This is a genomic window from Oceanicaulis sp. (assembly GCA_040112665.1).
Classification (GTDB): Bacteria; Pseudomonadota; Alphaproteobacteria; order Caulobacterales; family Maricaulaceae; genus Oceanicaulis.
Genome location: CP157796.1, coordinates 256,536 through 274,168, shown reverse-complemented (window position 1 = coordinate 274,168; position 17,633 = coordinate 256,536). Strand labels below are relative to the sequence as shown.

General features: G+C 68.1%; 17 protein-coding genes. 11 read left to right on the top strand and 6 right to left on the bottom strand.

The features are described from left to right. Nucleotides 1-219: 219 nt before the first annotated feature. Complete coding sequence (locus tag ABL308_01400; GenBank protein XBQ16542.1) at nucleotides 220-606, bottom strand: hypothetical protein; 387 nt, start codon at nucleotides 604-606, stop codon at nucleotides 220-222. A gap of 133 nt (nucleotides 607-739) precedes the next feature. On the opposite strand from ABL308_01400, the gene ABL308_01395 reads away from it, so the two are divergent. Further along, complete coding sequence (locus ABL308_01395; protein XBQ16541.1) at nucleotides 740-2,002, top strand: trypsin-like serine protease; 1,263 nt, start codon at nucleotides 740-742, stop codon at nucleotides 2,000-2,002. Here the strand turns inward: ABL308_01395 and ABL308_01390 are convergent. Then, entirely contained in the window at nucleotides 1,999-2,613 is a 615-nt protein-coding gene (locus ABL308_01390) for a DUF481 domain-containing protein (protein XBQ16540.1), read from the bottom strand. The two genes, ABL308_01395 and ABL308_01390, sit on opposite strands and share 4 nt — an antisense overlap. Next, nucleotides 2,610-2,981 carry a hypothetical protein gene (locus ABL308_01385; protein XBQ16539.1) on the bottom strand — a complete coding sequence of 124 codons (372 nt, stop codon included), beginning with the start codon at nucleotides 2,979-2,981 and terminating at the stop codon, nucleotides 2,610-2,612. The genes ABL308_01390 and ABL308_01385 overlap by 4 nt, the downstream gene beginning before the upstream one ends. A gap of 93 nt (nucleotides 2,982-3,074) precedes the next feature. Here ABL308_01385 and ABL308_01380 point away from each other — a divergent pair, with 93 nt between their 5' ends. Then, nucleotides 3,075-3,797 (top strand): lysoplasmalogenase family protein, encoded by a 723-nt coding sequence (locus tag ABL308_01380; protein ID XBQ16538.1) that lies wholly within the window; start codon nucleotides 3,075-3,077, stop codon nucleotides 3,795-3,797. Nucleotides 3,798-3,800: 3 nt separating this feature from the next. Here the strand turns inward: ABL308_01380 and rpoH are convergent, their stop codons facing one another. After that, on the bottom strand, nucleotides 3,801-4,694 hold the full coding sequence (gene rpoH, locus ABL308_01375) for an RNA polymerase sigma factor RpoH (protein ID XBQ16537.1): 894 nt from the start codon (nucleotides 4,692-4,694) through the stop codon (nucleotides 3,801-3,803). A 223-nt stretch (nucleotides 4,695-4,917) separates the two neighbouring features. On the opposite strand from rpoH, the gene ABL308_01370 reads away from it, so the two are divergent. Beyond that, on the top strand, nucleotides 4,918-5,430 hold the full coding sequence (locus ABL308_01370; protein XBQ16536.1) for a GNAT family N-acetyltransferase: 513 nt from the start codon (nucleotides 4,918-4,920) through the stop codon (nucleotides 5,428-5,430). On the opposite strand, the gene ABL308_01365 is transcribed toward ABL308_01370, so the two are convergent. Next, nucleotides 5,427-6,425 carry an RluA family pseudouridine synthase gene (locus ABL308_01365; protein XBQ16535.1) on the bottom strand — a complete coding sequence of 333 codons (999 nt, stop codon included), beginning with the start codon at nucleotides 6,423-6,425 and terminating at the stop codon, nucleotides 5,427-5,429. The two genes, ABL308_01370 and ABL308_01365, sit on opposite strands and share 4 nt — an antisense overlap. 200 nt (nucleotides 6,426-6,625) lie before the next feature. On the opposite strand from ABL308_01365, the gene ABL308_01360 reads away from it, so the two are divergent. The 3 genes from ABL308_01360 to sppA all read left to right on the top strand — a co-directional run bounded on the left by ABL308_01360 (nucleotide 6,626) and on the right by sppA (nucleotide 12,885). Then, nucleotides 6,626-9,037 (top strand): TonB-dependent receptor, encoded by a 2,412-nt coding sequence (locus ABL308_01360; GenBank protein XBQ16534.1) that lies wholly within the window; start codon nucleotides 6,626-6,628, stop codon nucleotides 9,035-9,037. Between the two features lie 170 nt (nucleotides 9,038-9,207). Next, nucleotides 9,208-10,911 carry an alkaline phosphatase D family protein gene (locus tag ABL308_01355; GenBank protein XBQ16533.1) on the top strand — a complete coding sequence of 568 codons (1,704 nt, stop codon included), beginning with the start codon at nucleotides 9,208-9,210 and terminating at the stop codon, nucleotides 10,909-10,911. A 105-nt stretch (nucleotides 10,912-11,016) separates the two neighbouring features. Continuing rightward, on the top strand, nucleotides 11,017-12,885 hold the full coding sequence (gene sppA / locus ABL308_01350; GenBank protein XBQ16532.1) for a signal peptide peptidase SppA: 1,869 nt from the start codon (nucleotides 11,017-11,019) through the stop codon (nucleotides 12,883-12,885). A 127-nt stretch (nucleotides 12,886-13,012) separates the two neighbouring features. On the opposite strand, the gene folE is transcribed toward sppA, so the two are convergent. Next, complete coding sequence (folE, locus tag ABL308_01345; protein ID XBQ16531.1) at nucleotides 13,013-13,642, bottom strand: GTP cyclohydrolase I FolE; 630 nt, start codon at nucleotides 13,640-13,642, stop codon at nucleotides 13,013-13,015. Between the two features lie 264 nt (nucleotides 13,643-13,906). Between folE and cysS the strand changes: the two genes are divergently transcribed. From cysS to ABL308_01320, 5 genes are all read left to right on the top strand, one after another. Further along, complete coding sequence (gene cysS / locus ABL308_01340; protein ID XBQ16530.1) at nucleotides 13,907-15,298, top strand: cysteine--tRNA ligase; 1,392 nt, start codon at nucleotides 13,907-13,909, stop codon at nucleotides 15,296-15,298. 31 nt (nucleotides 15,299-15,329) lie between these two features. Beyond that, nucleotides 15,330-15,779: an iron-sulfur cluster assembly scaffold protein gene (locus tag ABL308_01335; GenBank protein ID XBQ16529.1), complete on the top strand. Its 450-nt coding sequence runs from the start codon at nucleotides 15,330-15,332 to the stop codon at nucleotides 15,777-15,779. A gap of 20 nt (nucleotides 15,780-15,799) precedes the next feature. Beyond that, nucleotides 15,800-16,132: a membrane protein insertion efficiency factor YidD gene (yidD, locus tag ABL308_01330; protein XBQ16528.1), complete on the top strand. Its 333-nt coding sequence runs from the start codon at nucleotides 15,800-15,802 to the stop codon at nucleotides 16,130-16,132. After that, complete coding sequence (locus tag ABL308_01325) at nucleotides 16,129-16,941, top strand: glycosyltransferase family 2 protein (GenBank protein XBQ16527.1); 813 nt, start codon at nucleotides 16,129-16,131, stop codon at nucleotides 16,939-16,941. The genes yidD and ABL308_01325 overlap by 4 nt, the downstream gene beginning before the upstream one ends. 91 nt (nucleotides 16,942-17,032) lie before the next feature. Then, a complete protein-coding gene (locus ABL308_01320; protein XBQ16526.1) occupies nucleotides 17,033-17,620 on the top strand; it encodes a TIGR00730 family Rossman fold protein in 588 nt (195 codons plus the stop codon). Nucleotides 17,621-17,633 lie beyond the last annotated feature (13 nt).

The following is a 17,633-nucleotide window of genomic DNA, read 5'->3' as shown; positions in this document are numbered from 1 at the left end:
TGAACGCCGCCGGCGAGGGGAGCCGGCGGCGTTCCTGTTCCGGTCGGCTCCGCGGCGGCGTGCCATGCGCGGCGAAGTCTCCGGGCCCCGCGTCCGGGCGGCTTGAGGGGAGCGGCCCGACAGTGACGCAGTCATGAAAATATTAACCGAGTCGAAGCGGTGCGCAATCCCTGCGCGTGCGGCGCCCGGTCGCGCTCCCGTCCGGACCCGGACGATTGCTCACAGGTCGACGACGATGCGCACATCGACCGGCCGGCCTCTGCGATCAGCCACGGCGTAGCGCCCGTCGGGCAGGTGCCGGACCAACACGGCGCCGGGATGAATCGGAGCGAGGGCGCGGCGGGCGTTCGGGCTCGGAACCCAGACCAGGGCGTTCGCGGGACACTCGACAACTCGCGCATCGCGCCGGTCTTCACGCAGATCTGCGCGGGACCAGACGATCCGGCGGTCGATCCGGTCCTCGACGAGGTCGGGACAGCGCGGCGCCGCCAGCCGCCACTCGCCGTAGGCGCTGGCGTGAGCATGTGGAGCGGCGGGCGCCGCGCAGGCCGCGGCGGCCCCGGCTGCGCAGGCGAGCAGGGTTGTTTTCATAAGGTTGCAGATCATCTTGGCGTCTCCTTCGGCGCACGGTCCGTCGCAGCTCCCGACCCCTTGTACGTGCGCCGCCGCCCCGATCCGTCGGCTTGACCGCGGAGCCGTGCGGGGCGAGCCTCACGCTCGCAGACACGGGGGATCGCTTTTGCTTCGCACCATGCTCGCCGCCGCCGGGCTCGTCCTGGCCGGGACCGCCGCCGCATCGGCCGATGCGCCGCGCGTTCTGGAGGGATTTTCCGAAACGCCGGGCGCGCGCGACTACACGCGCCTTCTGCAGGCGATCAAGAAACCCGGCGCAGGCGGCGACGACAGCTGCGTGCACGCCGAAGACGGCGAGTGCGACGAGCCGGGCTTCGGCACCGGCGCCTGCGACGCGGGCACGGACTATTCCGATTGCTGGCGCATCATGACCGGCCAGGAAGACGACAGCTGCGAATGGGCCGGGGACGGGGAATGCGACGAGCCCCGCTTCGGCACGGCGGCCTGCACCCAAGGCACCGACCGGACCGATTGCGGCGAGGTCTCCCATCTGAGATTTCGCGACGACACCTGCGCGACCGCGTTCGACGGGATCTGCGACGAGCCGGACATCGGCACCGGAAACTGCGCGGCGCGCTCCGATCGTGCCGACTGCGTGGGGCGTGAGCGGCCGATCACGATCAACGACCATTATTTTGGCCGGGACGACCGGATGCTGATGGACACGTCCGTGCTGCCCTGGCGGGTCATCGGCCGGGCGGAGTTCGGCGAGGGTGGAACCTGCACGGCGAGCCTGATCGGTCCCGACATCCTGATCACCGCGGCGCACTGCATCTCGAGCGAAGGCCGGATCGACGCGTCGGGCGTGTTCGAGACCGGCGACGACATGCCGGACGGTCCGCTGCGCGCCAAGGTGATCGACTTCCTGGTCGACGAGGACTGGGACGAGGCGGTTTTCTCCGACAGCGACGATCTGGACGGGACCGACTGGGCGCTTCTGCGCATTGACCGGCGTCTGGGCGACGAGCTCGGCTGGCTGGGCGTGGAGACGCTCGCGCCCGGCGCGCGTGCGGAACTCAGCCAGGCCGGCTATTCCTGGGACACCGGCGACCGGCTGTCAGGTAATGTCGGCTGTTCGACGCTCGAGGTCTTCGGCGACGACACGCTTTCGCATGATTGCGACACGACGCGCGGCGACAGCGGGTCGCCGTTCATGGTCGAGCGTGACGGACGCTGGTTCGTCGTCGCGACGGACTCCAAATTCCGTTCCGACGAGGACGGGCCGTTCCTCTACATCGCGGCGCGGTCGAACCGCTGGGCGGCGCTGGTGGACGACTTCGCGGCCGGCCGGATCGGCGCAGGGGGTACGCGGCCGCGCGGACCGGGCAAGCCCGGGCCGTTGGCCCCGATCAAGGCGCTGGCGGACTAGAATTCCCGGACGACCGAGATGTCGGTGCGGCTGTCGCCCTCCTCGAAGCCCGGCTCGGGCTCGAACTCGTGGCGGTAACGGTATTTCAGGCTCAGCGCCCAGAGCTCTCCGAGCGCGGTGTCGAGTACGAACACCTGATCGGCGCGTGCGCTGTCGCTGAGAAGAAATCGTGTCTCCGATCCGAACCGCACGGCCTCTGAAAGCTGAAGCTCGAAATCCGAGGCGAGGTCGAGCGCGGCTTCGGTGGTCAGCGCGGCCGGCTCGTCGATCAGCCTGAGGCCGGGGCCCGCGCGCAGCGTCCAGGCCCGGCCCGGCCTATCATACACCCGGTAGCCGACGCCCGCGCCCAGAAACGCCGTCCAGTCATAGCCAGACAGATCGTCCTGCTCGAACGCTGTATCGGCGTAGAGGGTCCACTGCTCGCCCGCCTCGCGATCGAGCCGGGCTTTGACCAGCACCTCGTCTCGGCCGACTGCGCCGTCCACCTCGGAATAGGCGTACTCCGCCGAGCCTTCGAAACCCCAGCCCGACAGGGCGCGTTCGGCTTCAAGGGCGAGGTGATAGTCCATCCGGTCGGAATTGCCCGAATCGCTGCGCAGGCCGAGCTTCACCCGGCCCGACCAGGTCTTGAGCTCGCCGCCCGCGAACGCCCGGCCGTGCGGGACAGAAAGCCGCCTTCAGGCTCGGCGGCCAAAGGCTCGGCCGTTTCGGCCTCGGCGATCGCTACGTCTTCGGCGAGGGCGAGAGAGTCGAGCCCCAGCAGGTCGCGCGCCGTGTCGCCTCGGCCCAGCGCGTCGGCGGCGGCCGCGATCTCGTCCGCAGGACGGGTCAGCGCGATCAGGCGCACGGCGTCGGCGAAGGTCTCGGCCTCGCCGGTTTCAGCCGCTGCGGCGAGCAGGGCGGCGAGGTCTGCGGGCAGCTCGTCGCCATGAGCGGGTGCGGTGAAAAGGGCGAGACAGATGAGTGCGGTGCGGCGCATGGGTCCCCCTGCTTGCGTCCGGGCCGTGTTTCGATGCGTTATACCGGCGCTGACATAGCCCGGCGCACCGGGAAGACCTAATCGGAGGCGCACTTGACCGATCGCTACGCCGACACCGAACCGCTGATCCCGTCCTGGGCGGCGCCCGTCTATCTGGTCGCCTCGCTGATCGCGGCGAGCGTGTTTCTGGTGTTCGATCTCTTCATCGTCTCAATGCCCGGCCTGGCGATCCTGAAGGCGCTGGGGATCGTGCTGCTGGCGGCCTACGCCCTGTTCAGCAAGGCGCCGGCGCTGGCGCTCGCACTGGGCCTGTCGGCCTGCGGGGATTTCGCGCTCGGGACCACGCCCCAGCAGACCGAGGCCGGCATCGCCTTTTTCGCCGGCGCGCACCTGGTCTACCTCGCCATGTTCGCGATCGCGCTGGCCAGGCACGGCGTGCGCAAGGACGGCCTGGTGCTCGCTCTGGCGCTCGCCGCCTACGGCGCGGCGATGTGGCTCTGGCTCAGCCCCGGCATGGGGTATCTCCTGCCGACGGCGAGCGCGTATCTCGGACTGATCCTGATCATGGCGGCGGTCGCGGCGCTGGTGAACGGGCCGCGCCTGATCACGATCGGGGCGCTCTTGTTCGTGCTGTCGGATTCCATTCTCGCCGCAGGCTGGTTCCGCGGGTTCGAGCTGCGCCTGGGTGCAGCCGACCTTCAGGGCGGGCTCGTCTGGACGACCTACTACGCCGCCCAGGCCTGCCTCGCGGTCGGGATCGTCCGGCTCAAGGGCCAGCACACCGGCGCGCCGCCGGAGGAAGAGCAGGGGCTGTAGCCCCTAGTCTTCGCTCTCCAGCAGGCCGCGCTCGGCGGCGAGATCCTTCATCGCCTTCTGCAGCTTGTCGAAGGCGCGCACCTCGATCTGGCGGATGCGTTCGCGGCTGACGCCGTAGACCTGGGCGAGGTCTTCCAGCGTCTTGGGTTCTTCGGTCAGGCGGCGCTCCTGAATGATGTGGCGCTCGCGCTCATTGAGGCCCGCCATCGCTTCCTGCAGCAGCGTCATGCGCGTGTCGAACTCGTCAGACGTGGCGAGTTCTTCCTCGGCGCTGGTCGCCGCGTCGTCGGTCAGCCAGTCCTGCCACTCGCTTTCGCTCTCGCTCCTGAGGGGCGCGTTCAGCGAGGCGTCCGGGCCCGACAGGCGGCGGTTCATCGAGATCACGTCGTCGTCGGTGACGCCGAGCTTGGTGGCGATGTATTCGACCTGTTCGGGCCTGAGATCGCCCTCGTCGAGGGCGCGCATCTGGCTCTTCATCCGGCGCAGGTTGAAGAACAGCTTCTTCTGGGCCGCCGTCGTGCCCATCTTCACCAGCGACCAGGAGCGCAGGATGTATTCCTGGATCGAGGCGCGGATCCACCACATGGCGTAGGTCGCCAGACGGAAGCCCTTGTCGGGGTCGAATTTCTTGACCGCCTGCATCAACCCGACATTGCCCTCGGAGATGACCTCGGCGACGGGCAGGCCGTAGCCGCGATAGCCCATGGCGATCTTGGCGACCAGGCGCAGATGCGAGGTGACGAGCTTGTGGGCCGCCTCGGTGTCCTCGTGCTCCTGCCAGCGCTTGGCCAGCATGAACTCCTCGTCCTTGTGGAGCATCGGGAACTTGCGGATTTCGGCGAGATAGCGCGACAGCCCGCCTTCGGGCGTGATCATCGGCATCGAGGTGTTGGCCATGGCGTCCGTCTCCCCTGTCTGGCGCCGTCCGGACCGCGTTCAGCGCAACGGAGCCGGCACCATGTAGGTACTCGATTTGCGCGATGCGAGCCTCTCACATCGCAGTGAGGCGGATCGTGACCGCCGCGCCATTATTTCTGCACGCCGATCGCGTGGAAATTAAGACGCTCTCGCGGAAACACGGTCTTGCCGCCTTGGTTTCGATCAGGCTAGCTCGGCGACCATGAACATCACATGTCGACGCGCCGCTCCGGCCGACGCTTCCGCAGTCGCTCTGGTGGGGGCTGCGAGTTTTCTGGAAAGCTATGCCGGCGTGATCGACGGCGGCGCGCTGGTGCGTCATTGCGCCGAGCGCCAGACCGCGCCGGTCTATGAGCGCGCCATCCGCGACACCGCCCAGGCGGTCTGGCTGGCCGAGCTCGACGGCGCGCCGGTCGGGTATCTGCATCTTTCTCCGCCCGATCTGCCGGTCGCGGTCGAGGAGACCGATCTCGAGATCAAGCGCATCTACGTACTTTCGCGGTTTCAGCGCGGCGGCGTCGGCCGCCGGCTGCTCTACGAGGCCGAAGCCTGCGCGCGGCGTGCGGGCGGCGAGCGGCTTCTACTGGGCGTCTACAAGGAGAACGCCCGGGCGCTGGCCTTCTATGAGCGCATGGGTTTCGAGACGGTCGGCGAGCGCGATTTCGACGTCGGCGGGACGACCTATCAGGACTGGGTGCTCGGCAAGCCGCTCTAGATCGTTTCCAGAAACCCGATCAGGCGCTGCATGTCCTTGGGCGGCTCGGTCTCGAAGCGCAGGGGCTCGCCTGTGACCGGATGCTCGAAGCCCAGGATTGCCGCGTGCAGGGCCTGGCGGCGGAAATCGCGGAAGGTGCGGTCCTTGTCGATGCGTATGAGCGGCGAGGATCGCCCGCGGCCATAGACCGGGTCGCCCAGCAGGGGCGCGCCCATATGCGCCATGTGCACCCGGATCTGATGGGTGCGGCCGGTTTCGAGCCGGCACTCCACAAGGCTCGCCACCGGCGTGCCGACAGAGGCGCCGGGCTCCTGGCCGTAGCTCTTGAGGACCTCGTAATTGGTGATCGCGATCTTGCCGGCCTTGCTGTCGGGATCCTCGGCGACGGCGAACTTCTTGCGGTCGTAGGAGGAGCGGACCAGCCGCGTCTCGATCCGCCCGGCCTTCGGTTTCGGTCCGCCGCGCACGATCGCGAGATAGGCGCGCTCGACGTCATGATCGGCGAAGCGGGCGGCGAGGCCCTGATGGGCGCGGTCGGACTTGGCGACGACCATCACCCCGGAGGTGTCCTTGTCCAGCCGGTGCACGATGCCGGGCCGCTGCACCCCGCCGATGCCCGACAGGCTGTCCGCGCAGTGATGCAAAAGCGCGTTCACCAGCGTGCCCGTCCAGTTGCCGGCGGCCGGATGCACGGTCATCCCCGCCGCCTTGTCGATGACGATCAGGTCCTCGTCCTCGAACAGGACGGTCAGCGGGATGTCCTCGGCGCGCGGTTCGGCCGGTTCGGGATCGGGTTCGTCGAGCGTATAGACCGCGCCGGCCTTCACCTTCGCGGACGGATCGGTCAGCGCTTCGCCGTCGACGCTCAGCGCACCGGCCTCCACCAGCGCCTTGCAGCGCGAGCGCGACAGATCCTCGAACGCGGCGGCCAGAAACCGGTCGAGCCGTTCTCCGGCGTCGTCGGGGCCGGCGGTGTGCTGGCGAAGTTCGCCCATATGATCGGCTCCGCGCTGGGGCGGCCGCCCAGCGGCCTGGTGTGTCTTCGCAGACACGGAAAATGTGATGCTGCGGCAGCGTTAAATACCTGTCACGGCGATGAAAAGGAAGCGTCACCCGCGGCCTGTATCCGGCTCGCGAGCGCGCCGCTGTCCGGCGCGAGGGGATTCTCACCACCGAGACCGAGGGGTACACCGCCATGACCATGAAGGCCCGCCTGTCCGCCTGCGCCGCGCTTTGCGCGCTCGTCGGCGCGCCCGCCGTCGCCCAGTCCGAGACCGACACGCCGGTGCTCACCACCGACGTCATCGTCGTCACCGCCCAGAAGCGCGAGCAATCCCTGGCCGAAGTGCCGATCGCGGTCACGGCCTACGGCGAGGACCGCCTGAACACGCTCGGGATCGAGCAGTTCGACGAGCTGTCGGACTTCGTGCCGGGCCTGGAGGTTCAGGAGCAGAGCCCGAACAATCCCGGCTTCGTGATCCGCGGCATCACCTCCGACGACGGCGCGGCCACCGGCGAGGCGCGCGTGGCGGTCTTCCAGGACGGCGTGTCGATCTCGCGCGCCCGCGGCGCTTATGTCGAGCTGTTCGACATCGAGCGTGTGGAAGTCGTCAAGGGTCCGCAGGCCACCCTGTTCGGCCGCGGCGCCCTGATCGGTGCGATCAACGTCATCCAGAACAAGGCCGATCTCGACGCTTACACCGCATCGGCCGAAGTCACGATCGGCGATTACGAGCGCTTCGAGGCGCGCGGTCACGTAAACATGCCCGTCACGGACACTTTCGCCCTGCGTCTGGCCGGCGCGCACAAGCAGCGCGACGGCTATGTCGAGAACCTGCTCGGCGGCGAAGCGATGAACGGCGTGGAGCTGAGCGCGGTGCGCGCCTCGGCCCGCTGGGAGCCGACCTCGACCTTCACGCTCGACGTCATCGCAAACTATCAGACCGACACGCCCGAAGGCGGCACCAGCTTCCGTTCAAACACCCTGCCGCCGCTGCCGGGCGTTCCGGTCGGCGAGCCGTGGGATCCGGCGGCGCTCAGCACGTTCGGCGGGTTCGAAGGCGGCGCGCCGCTGGGGATCGACCGTCAGGTCTACGGCGTCACCGCGCTGGCTGACTACGTGATCAACGACGCCTGGTCGCTGAGCTCGATCTCGGGCTGGCGTGCGTTCGAATCGCTCGAAGTGTTCGATCCGGACGGTTCGGGCGCCGAGCTCCTGGTCGTCGCCGAGGACGCCACGGGGCGCCAGTGGAGCCAGGAAGTCCGTTTCGACTACGATGCGGGCGGGCCGGTCACCGGCTTCCTCGGCGCGTCCTATCTTTACGAAAGCGGCCAGCAACGCATTCCGCTGGCGGTAAACCCGCGCGTCGTCCAGGCGGTGTTCGCGCCGCAAATCGCCGCTGCGGTCAGCCAGCCGGTCAGCGCCATCGAGGCGGGGCTCGGGCTGTTCAGCGTCCCGAATGCGGCCGGGTTCGACAATCCGTTCGATCCCACGCCGATCTTCGTGCCGGGCGTGCTGCCGGGCTTCATCAATCCTGCCCTGGCCCAGTTCATCACCCTTCCGGAGTTCTATCTCGAAGAGACCGCGAACTTCGGCGACACCACAGCCTTCGACATCTTCGGCGACGTGACCTGGGCGGCGACCGATCGCCTCGACCTCACCGCCGGGCTGCGCTGGACGCGCGAGGAAAAGGAGGCGAGCGTCTATTCGGGTTCGACCGCGCCGGGCTCGCCTGTGACGGGCTTCACCCCGGGCGGCATGCTGTTTCTGCCCCCGACCCCGGGCGGTCAGCGCGTCTATTCCGGCGAGCGCAGCTTCGACGACGTCACCTGGCGTCTCGCGGCGCACTATGAGGTCTCCGACGTGCTGAACGTCTGGGCGAGCTACGCCCGCGGCCGCCGTCCGGACGTGATCAGCTTCGACAGCGCTTCGCCCGATCTGTTCACGGTCGCGCCCGCCGAACTGGTCGACAACTATGAGATCGGCGGGTTCTGGACCTGGGACGCGGCGACGCTGCAAGCCTCGGTCTTCTATTCCGAATACCAGAACTTCCAGACCAACCGCTTCGACCCCAACCTCGTCACCTTCGTCACCGACAACGCGGGCCGGGCGACGCAGTACGGGTTCGAGGGCCAGTTCGACGCCCAGCTCAACGAGATCGTCTCGGTTTTCGCGACCTACGCCTACAACTCGGCGGAGTTCGACGACACCGACGAGTCCGGGAACGTCCAGCAGCTGGCGGGGAACAGCTTCCGCCTGTCGCCCGATCATGCGGCCTCGCTCGGTCTGCTGGCGGAGTTCGAGCTGCCCGTGGGCCGGTTGTCGCTGATCCCGACCTGGTCCTGGCAGTCGGACGTGTTCTTCGACAACGACAACGACCTGAACGACGCGGTGCAGGACGAAACCCAGGGCGATTACGGCATCGTCGACTTCAAGATCCGCTACGACGCCCCGCAGGACCGGTTCTACGCGGTCGCCTTTGTCGAGAACCTGCTCGATGAGAAATACATCATCGACGCGGGCAACACCGGCGACAGCTTCGGCCTGCCGACCTTCATCGCGGGCAGCCCGCGCATGGCCGGCCTGAGGGTCGGCGCGGAGTTCTAGGCTCCGTTCCTGACAGGTCCGTCCGGGGGGACGGGCTGGCGGCCGGCGCGAGGGAGAGGGGCCCTCGCGCCGGCCGCACCGTGTCGGAGAGAGGCGCGCCGCGCTTGCCTGCAGGTCCCGGAGCGGGTTTGGATACGTCCCGGCGTGCAGCGCCGCGGGGAGGGAAATCGATGAAGAACGAAGTCAAGCTCACGCGCCGCGGGGCGCTTCTGGCTGCGGCCGGCGCGGGCGCGGGCCTGGCGGCCTGTTCCGAGCAGCGTTTCGAACCGCTGCCCCGGCCCGACGGCCCGTTCAAGCACGGCGTTGCGAGCGGGGATCCCGATCAGACTTCGCTGGTGCTGTGGACGGCGGTGACCGGCGCCGAAGGCGGCCCGGTGACGGTCGAGGTCTCCGATACGCCCGATTTCGCCGCGCTGGTCTTCACCGACGCGGCGTCGCCTGTGGGCGAGCCGGTCGACGGAGCGACGCCGTTCAAGGCGCTCGCCGACGGCCTCGTTCCGGGCCGGCCGGTCTGGTACCGCTTCCGCTTCCGCGAGCATGTCTCGCCCGTGGGCCGGGCCAAGCCGCTGCCCGAGGGCCCGGTCGAGCAGTTCCGGATCGCAGCTTTCGCGTGCTCGAACTATCCGGCGGGCTTCTTCAACGCCTACGCCCACGCCGCCCAGCGCGGCGACGTCGATCTCTCCGTCCATCTCGGCGACTATCTCTACGAATACGCCGCGGACGGGTACGCCACCGAGGACGCCGAGCGGCTGTCGCGCGTGCCCGAACCGGGCCATGAGATCGTCAGCTACGCGGACTACGCCCGCCGGCACGCCCAGTACTCCTCCGATCCCGATCTGCAGGCGCTTAAAGCCGCCGCGCCCATGGTGCTGATCTGGGACGATCACGAGACGGCGAACAACGCCTGGAAGGACGGCGCGGAAAACCACGACGACAGCGAGGGCGTCTGGACCGAGCGCCGCGACGCCGCGCTGGCGGCCTGGCAGGCCTGGACGCCGTCGCGCCCGCGCACGCCGATGCACGAGCGCTGGGGCGCGCTGGAGGTCGGCGATCTGGCCACGCTGATCTTCCTCGAGACCCGGCTGACCGCGCGGTCCGAAGAGATCCTGCTCGATCCCTTCCCGGTCGATCCCGAGACCGCCGATCCGAACGATGCGGAGAACCGGCGCATCGTCGCAGAATGGCTCGAACGCACCGCCGGGGATGAAAGCCGCACGCTGCTGGGTCCCGATCAGCTCGCCTTCGTCTCCGGCGCCCTGTCGGACTCGGTCGCGGCCGGAAAGCCGTGGCGGGTCTTCGCCAACCAGGTGATCATGGGCCGCGTGCCGGCGCCGGACTATCCCGAGGTCATGCCGTTCTGGCTGCGCTGGGCGATCCGGTCCTCAGACCCGCTGGCGTGGAGCTTCATCCAGCGCTTCGCCTTCGGCACGCCGTTCAATCTCGACGCCTGGGACGGCTATCCGGCCGAGCGCGAGCGGCTGTATGCGGCCGCGCGCGCGGCGAACGCGGACTTCATCACCCTGACCGGGGACACCCATAACGCCTGGGTGCTCGACCTTCACGACCAGAACGGATCGCGGGTCGGGACAGAGTTCGGCGTGACGTCCGTCAGCTCGCCCTCGCGATTCGAGCGCCTGAACCTGCCCGGCGTCGATTTCGGCGTCTACACCGAACAGGCCGCCCCTGAAGTGCTGCGCCACAACGCTTATGACCGCGGCTATGTGCATCTGACGCTCGGCCGGGACGAGGCGGTCGCCCAGCTCATGGTGGTCTCCACCTGCAAGGCGCGGGAATACGACGCCTACCCCGACAGCGTCTGGCGCGTGCGTCCGGCGCGCGGCGCGGCGGTGCCGCAGGTCGAACGCATCGGGTGAACGCCTGACCGCCTTTCCGCGAATTAAGGCGCTATTGCTGGACTTCAGCGGCGGTCGCGTCCACCTTCCCAGCCTGGGGAAAAGCTGCGTACCTGGAGGGGCGCCATGAGCGAACAGCACAAAGAGTCCGTTCCCGCCGCGATCTGGCGGTGGATCGGTCTGGTCCAGCACGGCATTCTGCGCGTGTTCGGCATCATTCTCATCGTATTTTTCGTCTTCGCCTTCATCGCGTCTCTGTTCGACAGCGACGAATTCAAGATCGCCGAGACCGGCGTGCTCTGGTTCGAGCCCGAAGGCGTGATCGTCGAGGAAAAAGCGATCGTGTCGCCGAGCGACGCGTTTACCGCGGCCCTGACCGGCGGCGGCGCGCCCAGTCAGATCCTGCTGCGCGACGTGGTCGAGGGGCTGCGCGCGGCGGCCGAGGACGAGGACGTGAACGCGCTCATCGTGCGCTTCGACGGGCTCGGCGGCGCCACGCCGGCCGCGCTTCATACCATCGCCGAGGAGATCGGCAAGGTGCGCGAAGCCGGCAAGGAAGTGATCGCCTATTCGGACTATTTCATGAACGGCTCGTACTTCCTGTCTGCGCAGGCGAACGAGATCTACATGCATGAAATGGGCGCCGCCCAGGTCACCGGCTATGCGGTCTACCGCCAGTACTTCGCCGAGCTGCTCGAGCGCCTGAACGTGACGGTGAACGTCTACCGGGTCGGCACCTTCAAGTCCGCGCTCGAGCCTTTCCTGGGCAACGAGATGAGCGAAGCGGCCGCTGAAGCGAACCGCGTCGTGTTCGGCGACATCTGGGACGCCTACAAGACCACGGTCGGCGAAGCCCGCGGGTTTGCGCCGGACGCGCTCCAGTCCTACGCCGACGAGTTCCCCGCCCGCCTCATCGCCGCCAACGGCGACACCGCGGTCGTCGCTGAACAGTCCGGTCTGATCGACACGCTGACGGGCCGTTCGGCCTTCATCGAGGCGATGGGCGAGCGGTTCGGCATCGACGAGGACACCGGCCGGCTGGAAGCCACCGATTTCCTTGCGTACGCCGAGGCTAACAAGCCCGCGCCCAAGCTGCGCGGCGACAAGATCGCGGTCATCTACGCTGTGGGCTCGATCATCGACGGCGAGGCCGACGGCGGCGCGATCGGGGGCGACATCCACGCCCGCCTGATCCGTCAGGCGCGGCTGGACGACGACGTCCGCGCCATCGTGCTGCGCATCGATTCGGGCGGCGGCTCGGCCTTCGCCTCCGAGCTGATCCGCGAAGAGCTGGAAATGGCGCGCCTTCAGGGCAAGCCGGTCATCGCCTCGATGGGCGGCGTGGCCGCCTCGGGCGGGTACTGGATCGCCACCCCGGCGAACCGCATCCTGGCCGAGCCCACGACCATCACCGGCTCGATCGGGATTTTCGGCTTTATCCCGACCTTCGAGAACGCGCTTGAGAATATCGGCGTGTACGAGGACGGCGTGTCGCTGACCGCCACCGCCCGCGGCCCGTCCGTCACCGGAGGGATCACCGAGGAGTGGAACACCATCTTCCAGGCCGGGATCGAGAAGGGCTACCAGCAGTTCATCTCCATCGTCGCCGAGGCCCGGAACATGACGCTGGAGGAAGTCGACGCGGTCGCCCAAGGCCGGATCTGGACCGGCGCGCAGGCGCTGGACAACGGCCTGGTCGACGAGCTCGGCGATTTCGACGACGCGATCCGCATCGCGGCGGAGATGGCCGAACTCGAGGATTACCGGATCACGGTCTTTGAAGAAGAATCCGATCCGGTGCAGGAAATCCTCGAAGCGCTCGGCATGGAAGCGGGCGCCATGATCGGCGGGCCTGACGGACTGTTCGGCACCGGGCTCTTCGTCCAGGCCGCCCAAGCGACCGCCGGCGAGCTGCGCCAGATCAACATGATGAACGATCCCAACGGGATCTACGCCACCTGCCTGAGCTGCGAGGCGTTCCGCGAGGTGCGCTGAGCCGCCTTCACGGCGCAAACGAAAGCCCGGCGGGTCCGCCCGCCGGGCTTTTTCTTTGCGCCGGATCCGGACACGAAAAAGCCCGCGGCGCCTGCCGCGGGCTTTCCCGTTTCGAAGCTCGACGCTTCTACCGGTGCGATTTTTCGCACAGGCGCATGAAGCGCTCGCGCAGTTCGGGGTTGGCCTTGAACTCGCCGGTGAAGGTGGTGGTGATGGTCGACACGTTGGGGTGATGCACGCCGCGCGTGGTCATGCACTGGTGCTTGGCGTCGACGAACACGGCCACGCCGCGCGGCTGCATGGCGTCCTCGATCGCGTCGGCGATCTGGGCGGTCATGGTTTCCTGGGTCTGCAGGCGCTTGGAGTACATCTCGACGACCTTGGCGATCTTGGAGATGCCCACCACGGCGCGGTCGGGCAGATAGGCCACGCAGGCCGTGCCAAGGATTGGCGCCATGTGGTGCTCGCAATGGCTCTCGACGTCGATATGGGTGAGCATCACCATCTCGTCATAGCCCTGCACGTCCTCGAAGCGCTTGCCGAGGATTTTTTTCGGGTCCTCGGCGTAGCCGCGGAACCATTCCTCATAGGCCTTCACCACGCGCTTGGGCGTTTCCAGCAGGCCCTCGCGCCTGGGGTCGTCGCCGGCCCAGCGCAGCAGGGTGCGCACGGCTTCTTCGGCGTCTTCGCGGGATGGGCGGACGGGTTCGGTGGCGGGCGCTGCGGCCAGGGTGGTCTTGTCGGTCATGGCGTCCATGTCAGCGGATCCTTTCGTTGACGGGCGCACGGGCGCGGGGCCTGTGCGAAGTACCGGTTTCCGGATCCGGCTCGGCGCGCAGCGGACAGGTCCGCCAGGGCTTTCGCCGGGTCTTCGTAGCGGTCTTTCAGCGCGGGGGATCGCCCGCGCCTGGCCTCTAATTAGGCCTTTATCCGGCCCCGTCCAATGGCCGCGCCCTCTTTTTCGCTGAGAGGCTTCGGTGTAGACCGCCGTTTTGCCCATCAAACGAGGCGTTCAGCGGCCATGACCGAGCTCAAGCTCTACGACACGGCGGCGCGCAAGAAGCGCGTCTTCACCCCGATCGATCCGGCGCGGGTGACGATGTATGTCTGCGGCCCGACGGTCTATGCGCCCGCTCATGTCGGCAATTTCCGGCCCGAAGTCGTGTTCGACACGCTGTTCCGCCTGCTGCGCGAGATCTACGGCGCGGACGCGGTTCTGAGCTCGCGCAACTTCACCGACGTGGACGACAAGATCAATCAGGCCGCCGCCAAGGAAGGCGTGGACATCTCGGTGATCACCGAGCGCTTCACCCGCATCTATCACGAGGACGCAGCCGCGCTGAACGTGCTGCCCAAGACCTTCGAGCCGACCGCCACCGGCGCAATGGAAGACATCATCGCCTTCATCGCCCGGCTGATCGAGGACGGCTACGCCTACGCCGCCGAGGGCCATGTCCTGTTCTCCGTGAAGGCGTATGAGCAGTACGGCGCGCTGTCGCGCCGCTCGCTCGAGGACATGATCGCCGGCGCGCGGGTGGAAGTGGCCCCCTACAAGAAGGATCCGGCCGATTTCGTGCTGTGGAAGCCCTCCAAGCAGGGCGAGCCGGTCTGGGAGAGCCCGTTCGGGCCGGGCCGGCCGGGCTGGCATATCGAATGCTCGGCGATGATCGAAAGCTCGCTGGGCGAGACCATCGACATTCACGCCGGCGGGATCGACCTGGTCTTCCCCCACCATGAGAACGAGATCGCCCAGTCGGTCTGCGCCCATGGCGGCGCGCCGCTGGCCAACTACTGGCTCCATAACGGCTTTCTGTCGATGGAGTCCTCGAAGATGAGCAAGTCCGAGGGCAATGTCGTCACCGTGCACGCCATGCTCGAAGACGGGATCCGCGGCGAGACGATCCGCTACGGCCTTCTGTCCGGCCAGTACCGCCAGCCGCTGGACTGGACGCCGAAGCTGATCGAGCAGGCGCGCAAATCGCTCGACCGGCTCTACGGCGTGCTGCGCCGCCTGAAGGACGTCGCGCCGGCCGGGACCGAGGCGCCGGCTTCGGTGCTGAACCCGCTCTGCGACGATCTCAACACGCCCCGCGCGCTCGCCGCCCTGTTCGAGATCGCCGGCCGCGCCAACAAGGCTGAAACCGACGCCGAGCGGGCCGAGGCCAAGGGCGAGCTCCTCGCCGCGGGCCGCCTGCTGGGCCTGTTCGAAACCGATCCGGACGCCTGGTTCGGCCTCGATTCCCTGGACCCGGAAGAGCGGGCGGAGATCGACCGGCTGATCGCCGAGCGGGTGGAGGCGCGAAACCGCAAGGACTTCGCCACCGCCGATCAGATCCGCTTCGCGCTCGATGAAAAGGGCGTTCAGGCCGAGGACGGACCGGAAGGCACGATATGGCGGATGAAGCGGTCTTGAAATCGCCCGCCTGCGAGCGGACCTAAGATCCATGACCGACGCCTATTCCTCCGACGTGCTGAAGCTCGCAGCCGACATCCCGCATCTGGGCCGGCTCGCCTCGGCCCATGGCAGCGCTGCGAAGACCTCGCGCATTTGCGGGTCGGAGCTGGTTGTCGACATCAGGCTCGGCGCTGACGGGACCATCGCGGAGATCGGGCTTGATCTCCAGGCCTGCGCGCTGGGTCAGGCGAGCGCGAGCGTGCTGGCCAGGAACGCGATCGGCGCGAGCCGGGCGGAGATCGAGGCCGGGCGCGACGGGCTCAAGGCCATGCTGAAGGACGGCGCGCCGCCGCCCGAGGGCCGGTTCTCCGAACTCTCCGCGCTGCAGCCGGCGGCGAGCTATCGCCAGCGTCACGGCTCGATTCTGCTGGCGTTTGAAGCCGCCGCGGAAGCCTTCGCGCGCGCCGCGGTGGACAGCGCTTCGAGCGGCGGGCGATAAGCGGGCCGAAAGGGTCGCCCATGCTCAACCGCCTGCCCGCCCGCTTCGGCCTGGCTCTGCTCGCCGGGTACAAATACGCGATCTCCCCGGTCTTCTATGCGCTGGGCGTGAGGTGCCGGCACGAGCCGACCTGCTCGGCCTATGCGGCTGATTGCGTGCGTGCGCAGGGGCTGTGGCGGGGAAGCTGGCTCGCGGCGGGACGAATTCTGCGCTGCCGGCCGTTCGGCACCCACGGCTATGATCCCGCAAGGCCCAGAACCGCAGCGCCGTTCTGGAAAATCTGGGCTTTCCGCGAACGCCCCGCCCGGCCGATCGACCCGGCGCTGACAGATGCGCGCGAGCCCGAGCAGTGAGCGTCTCTGTCGTCATGGTCAGCTACCGGACCGGGCCGGTGCTGTTCGACGCGGTCGCCTCGGTGCTGGCTTCAGAGGCGGACGAGCTGGTCCTCGTCGATCACGACAACCCGCCCGAGACCCGCACCCGGATGGACGAACTCGCGGCCATCGAGCCGCGGCTGAAGATCGTGCGCACGAACGAAAATCTCGGCTTTTCAAAAGGGTGCAATATCGGCGCGCGCGCGGCCTCCGGCGCCTGCCTGCTCTTCCTCAACCCTGACGCCGTCCTGCCCGAAGGCGCGATCGCGCGGCTGGCCGAAACGGCGACGGCCTTCCCCGAACCTGTGGTCGTCGGCGCGCGGCTGGTCGATGAAGAGGGCGTCGAGCAGCGCGGCGGCCGGCGCGGGGCGCTCACATTCCTCTCCGCCTCGCGCAGCTTTGCAGGCCTTGGCGGTTTCGACCGCTCCCGCGAGCCGCTGCCCGGCACCGCGGTCGAGGTCCCCACGGTCTCAGGCGCGGCGATGCTGATGACGCGTGCCGGATTTCAGGCGCTGGGCGGGTTCGACGAGGACTATTTCCTGCATGTCGAGGACATCGATCTGTGCGCCCGCGCTCGGAAGGCGGGCGGGGCTGTCGTTTTCGAGCCGCGCGTCAGCGTCACCCATGCCGGGGCCACCTCAGAGGTCTCCAGCGCCCAGGTCGAACGCTGGAAGGCGGAAAGCTTCGTCACCTATTTCAGAAAGCATGGCGGGCCGCTGCAGGCGGCGCTGATTGCGCCGCTGGTGCACGGCGCGGTCGGGTTGAGGCGGGTGCTGACCGGCGGCTGATCTGCACGGCGCTGCGCAATCGCCGGAACGCGGAGCGGGCTTGCGGAATTGAGGCTCGGCGCCCGGCGCGCTGCGGTTTATACGGAAGCTTATGAAACTCACATCGATTTGCGTCTATTGCGGCTCCAACACCGGCGCCGCTCCCTCCTACCGCGAAGCGGCTCAGGCCATGGGCCGCACGCTGGCTGAACAGAATATCCGCCTGGTCTATGGCGGCGGGCAGGTCGGGCTGATGGGCGTGCTCGCCGACGCCTGCGTGGATGCGGGCGGTCAGGTGACCGGCGTCATCCCCGACTTCCTTCATCAGAAAGAGATCGCCCATCCGCGCGTGCCCGACATGCGCATTGTCAGCTCCATGCACGAAAGAAAGCTGATGATGGCCGAGGAGAGCGAGGCCTTCATCGCCATGCCCGGCGGGCTGGGCACGATGGAGGAGCTGTTCGAGGTCTGGACCTGGTCCCAGCTGGGCCGTCACGAAAAGCCGGTCGGCGTGCTCAACGTCGAAGGCTATTACGACGGGCTCCTGAGCTTCCTCGACACCATGCGCGGGGAGGGCTTCGTGGAGCAAAAGCACCGCGACATGCTGAAGGTCGGCGCCACCCCTGAAGCGGTGATCGACGCGCTCGAGGCCTACGAATTTCCCGGAACGATCGCCACGCTCTCGCGCGCGCAGACCTGAGGGTCGAGCCCTT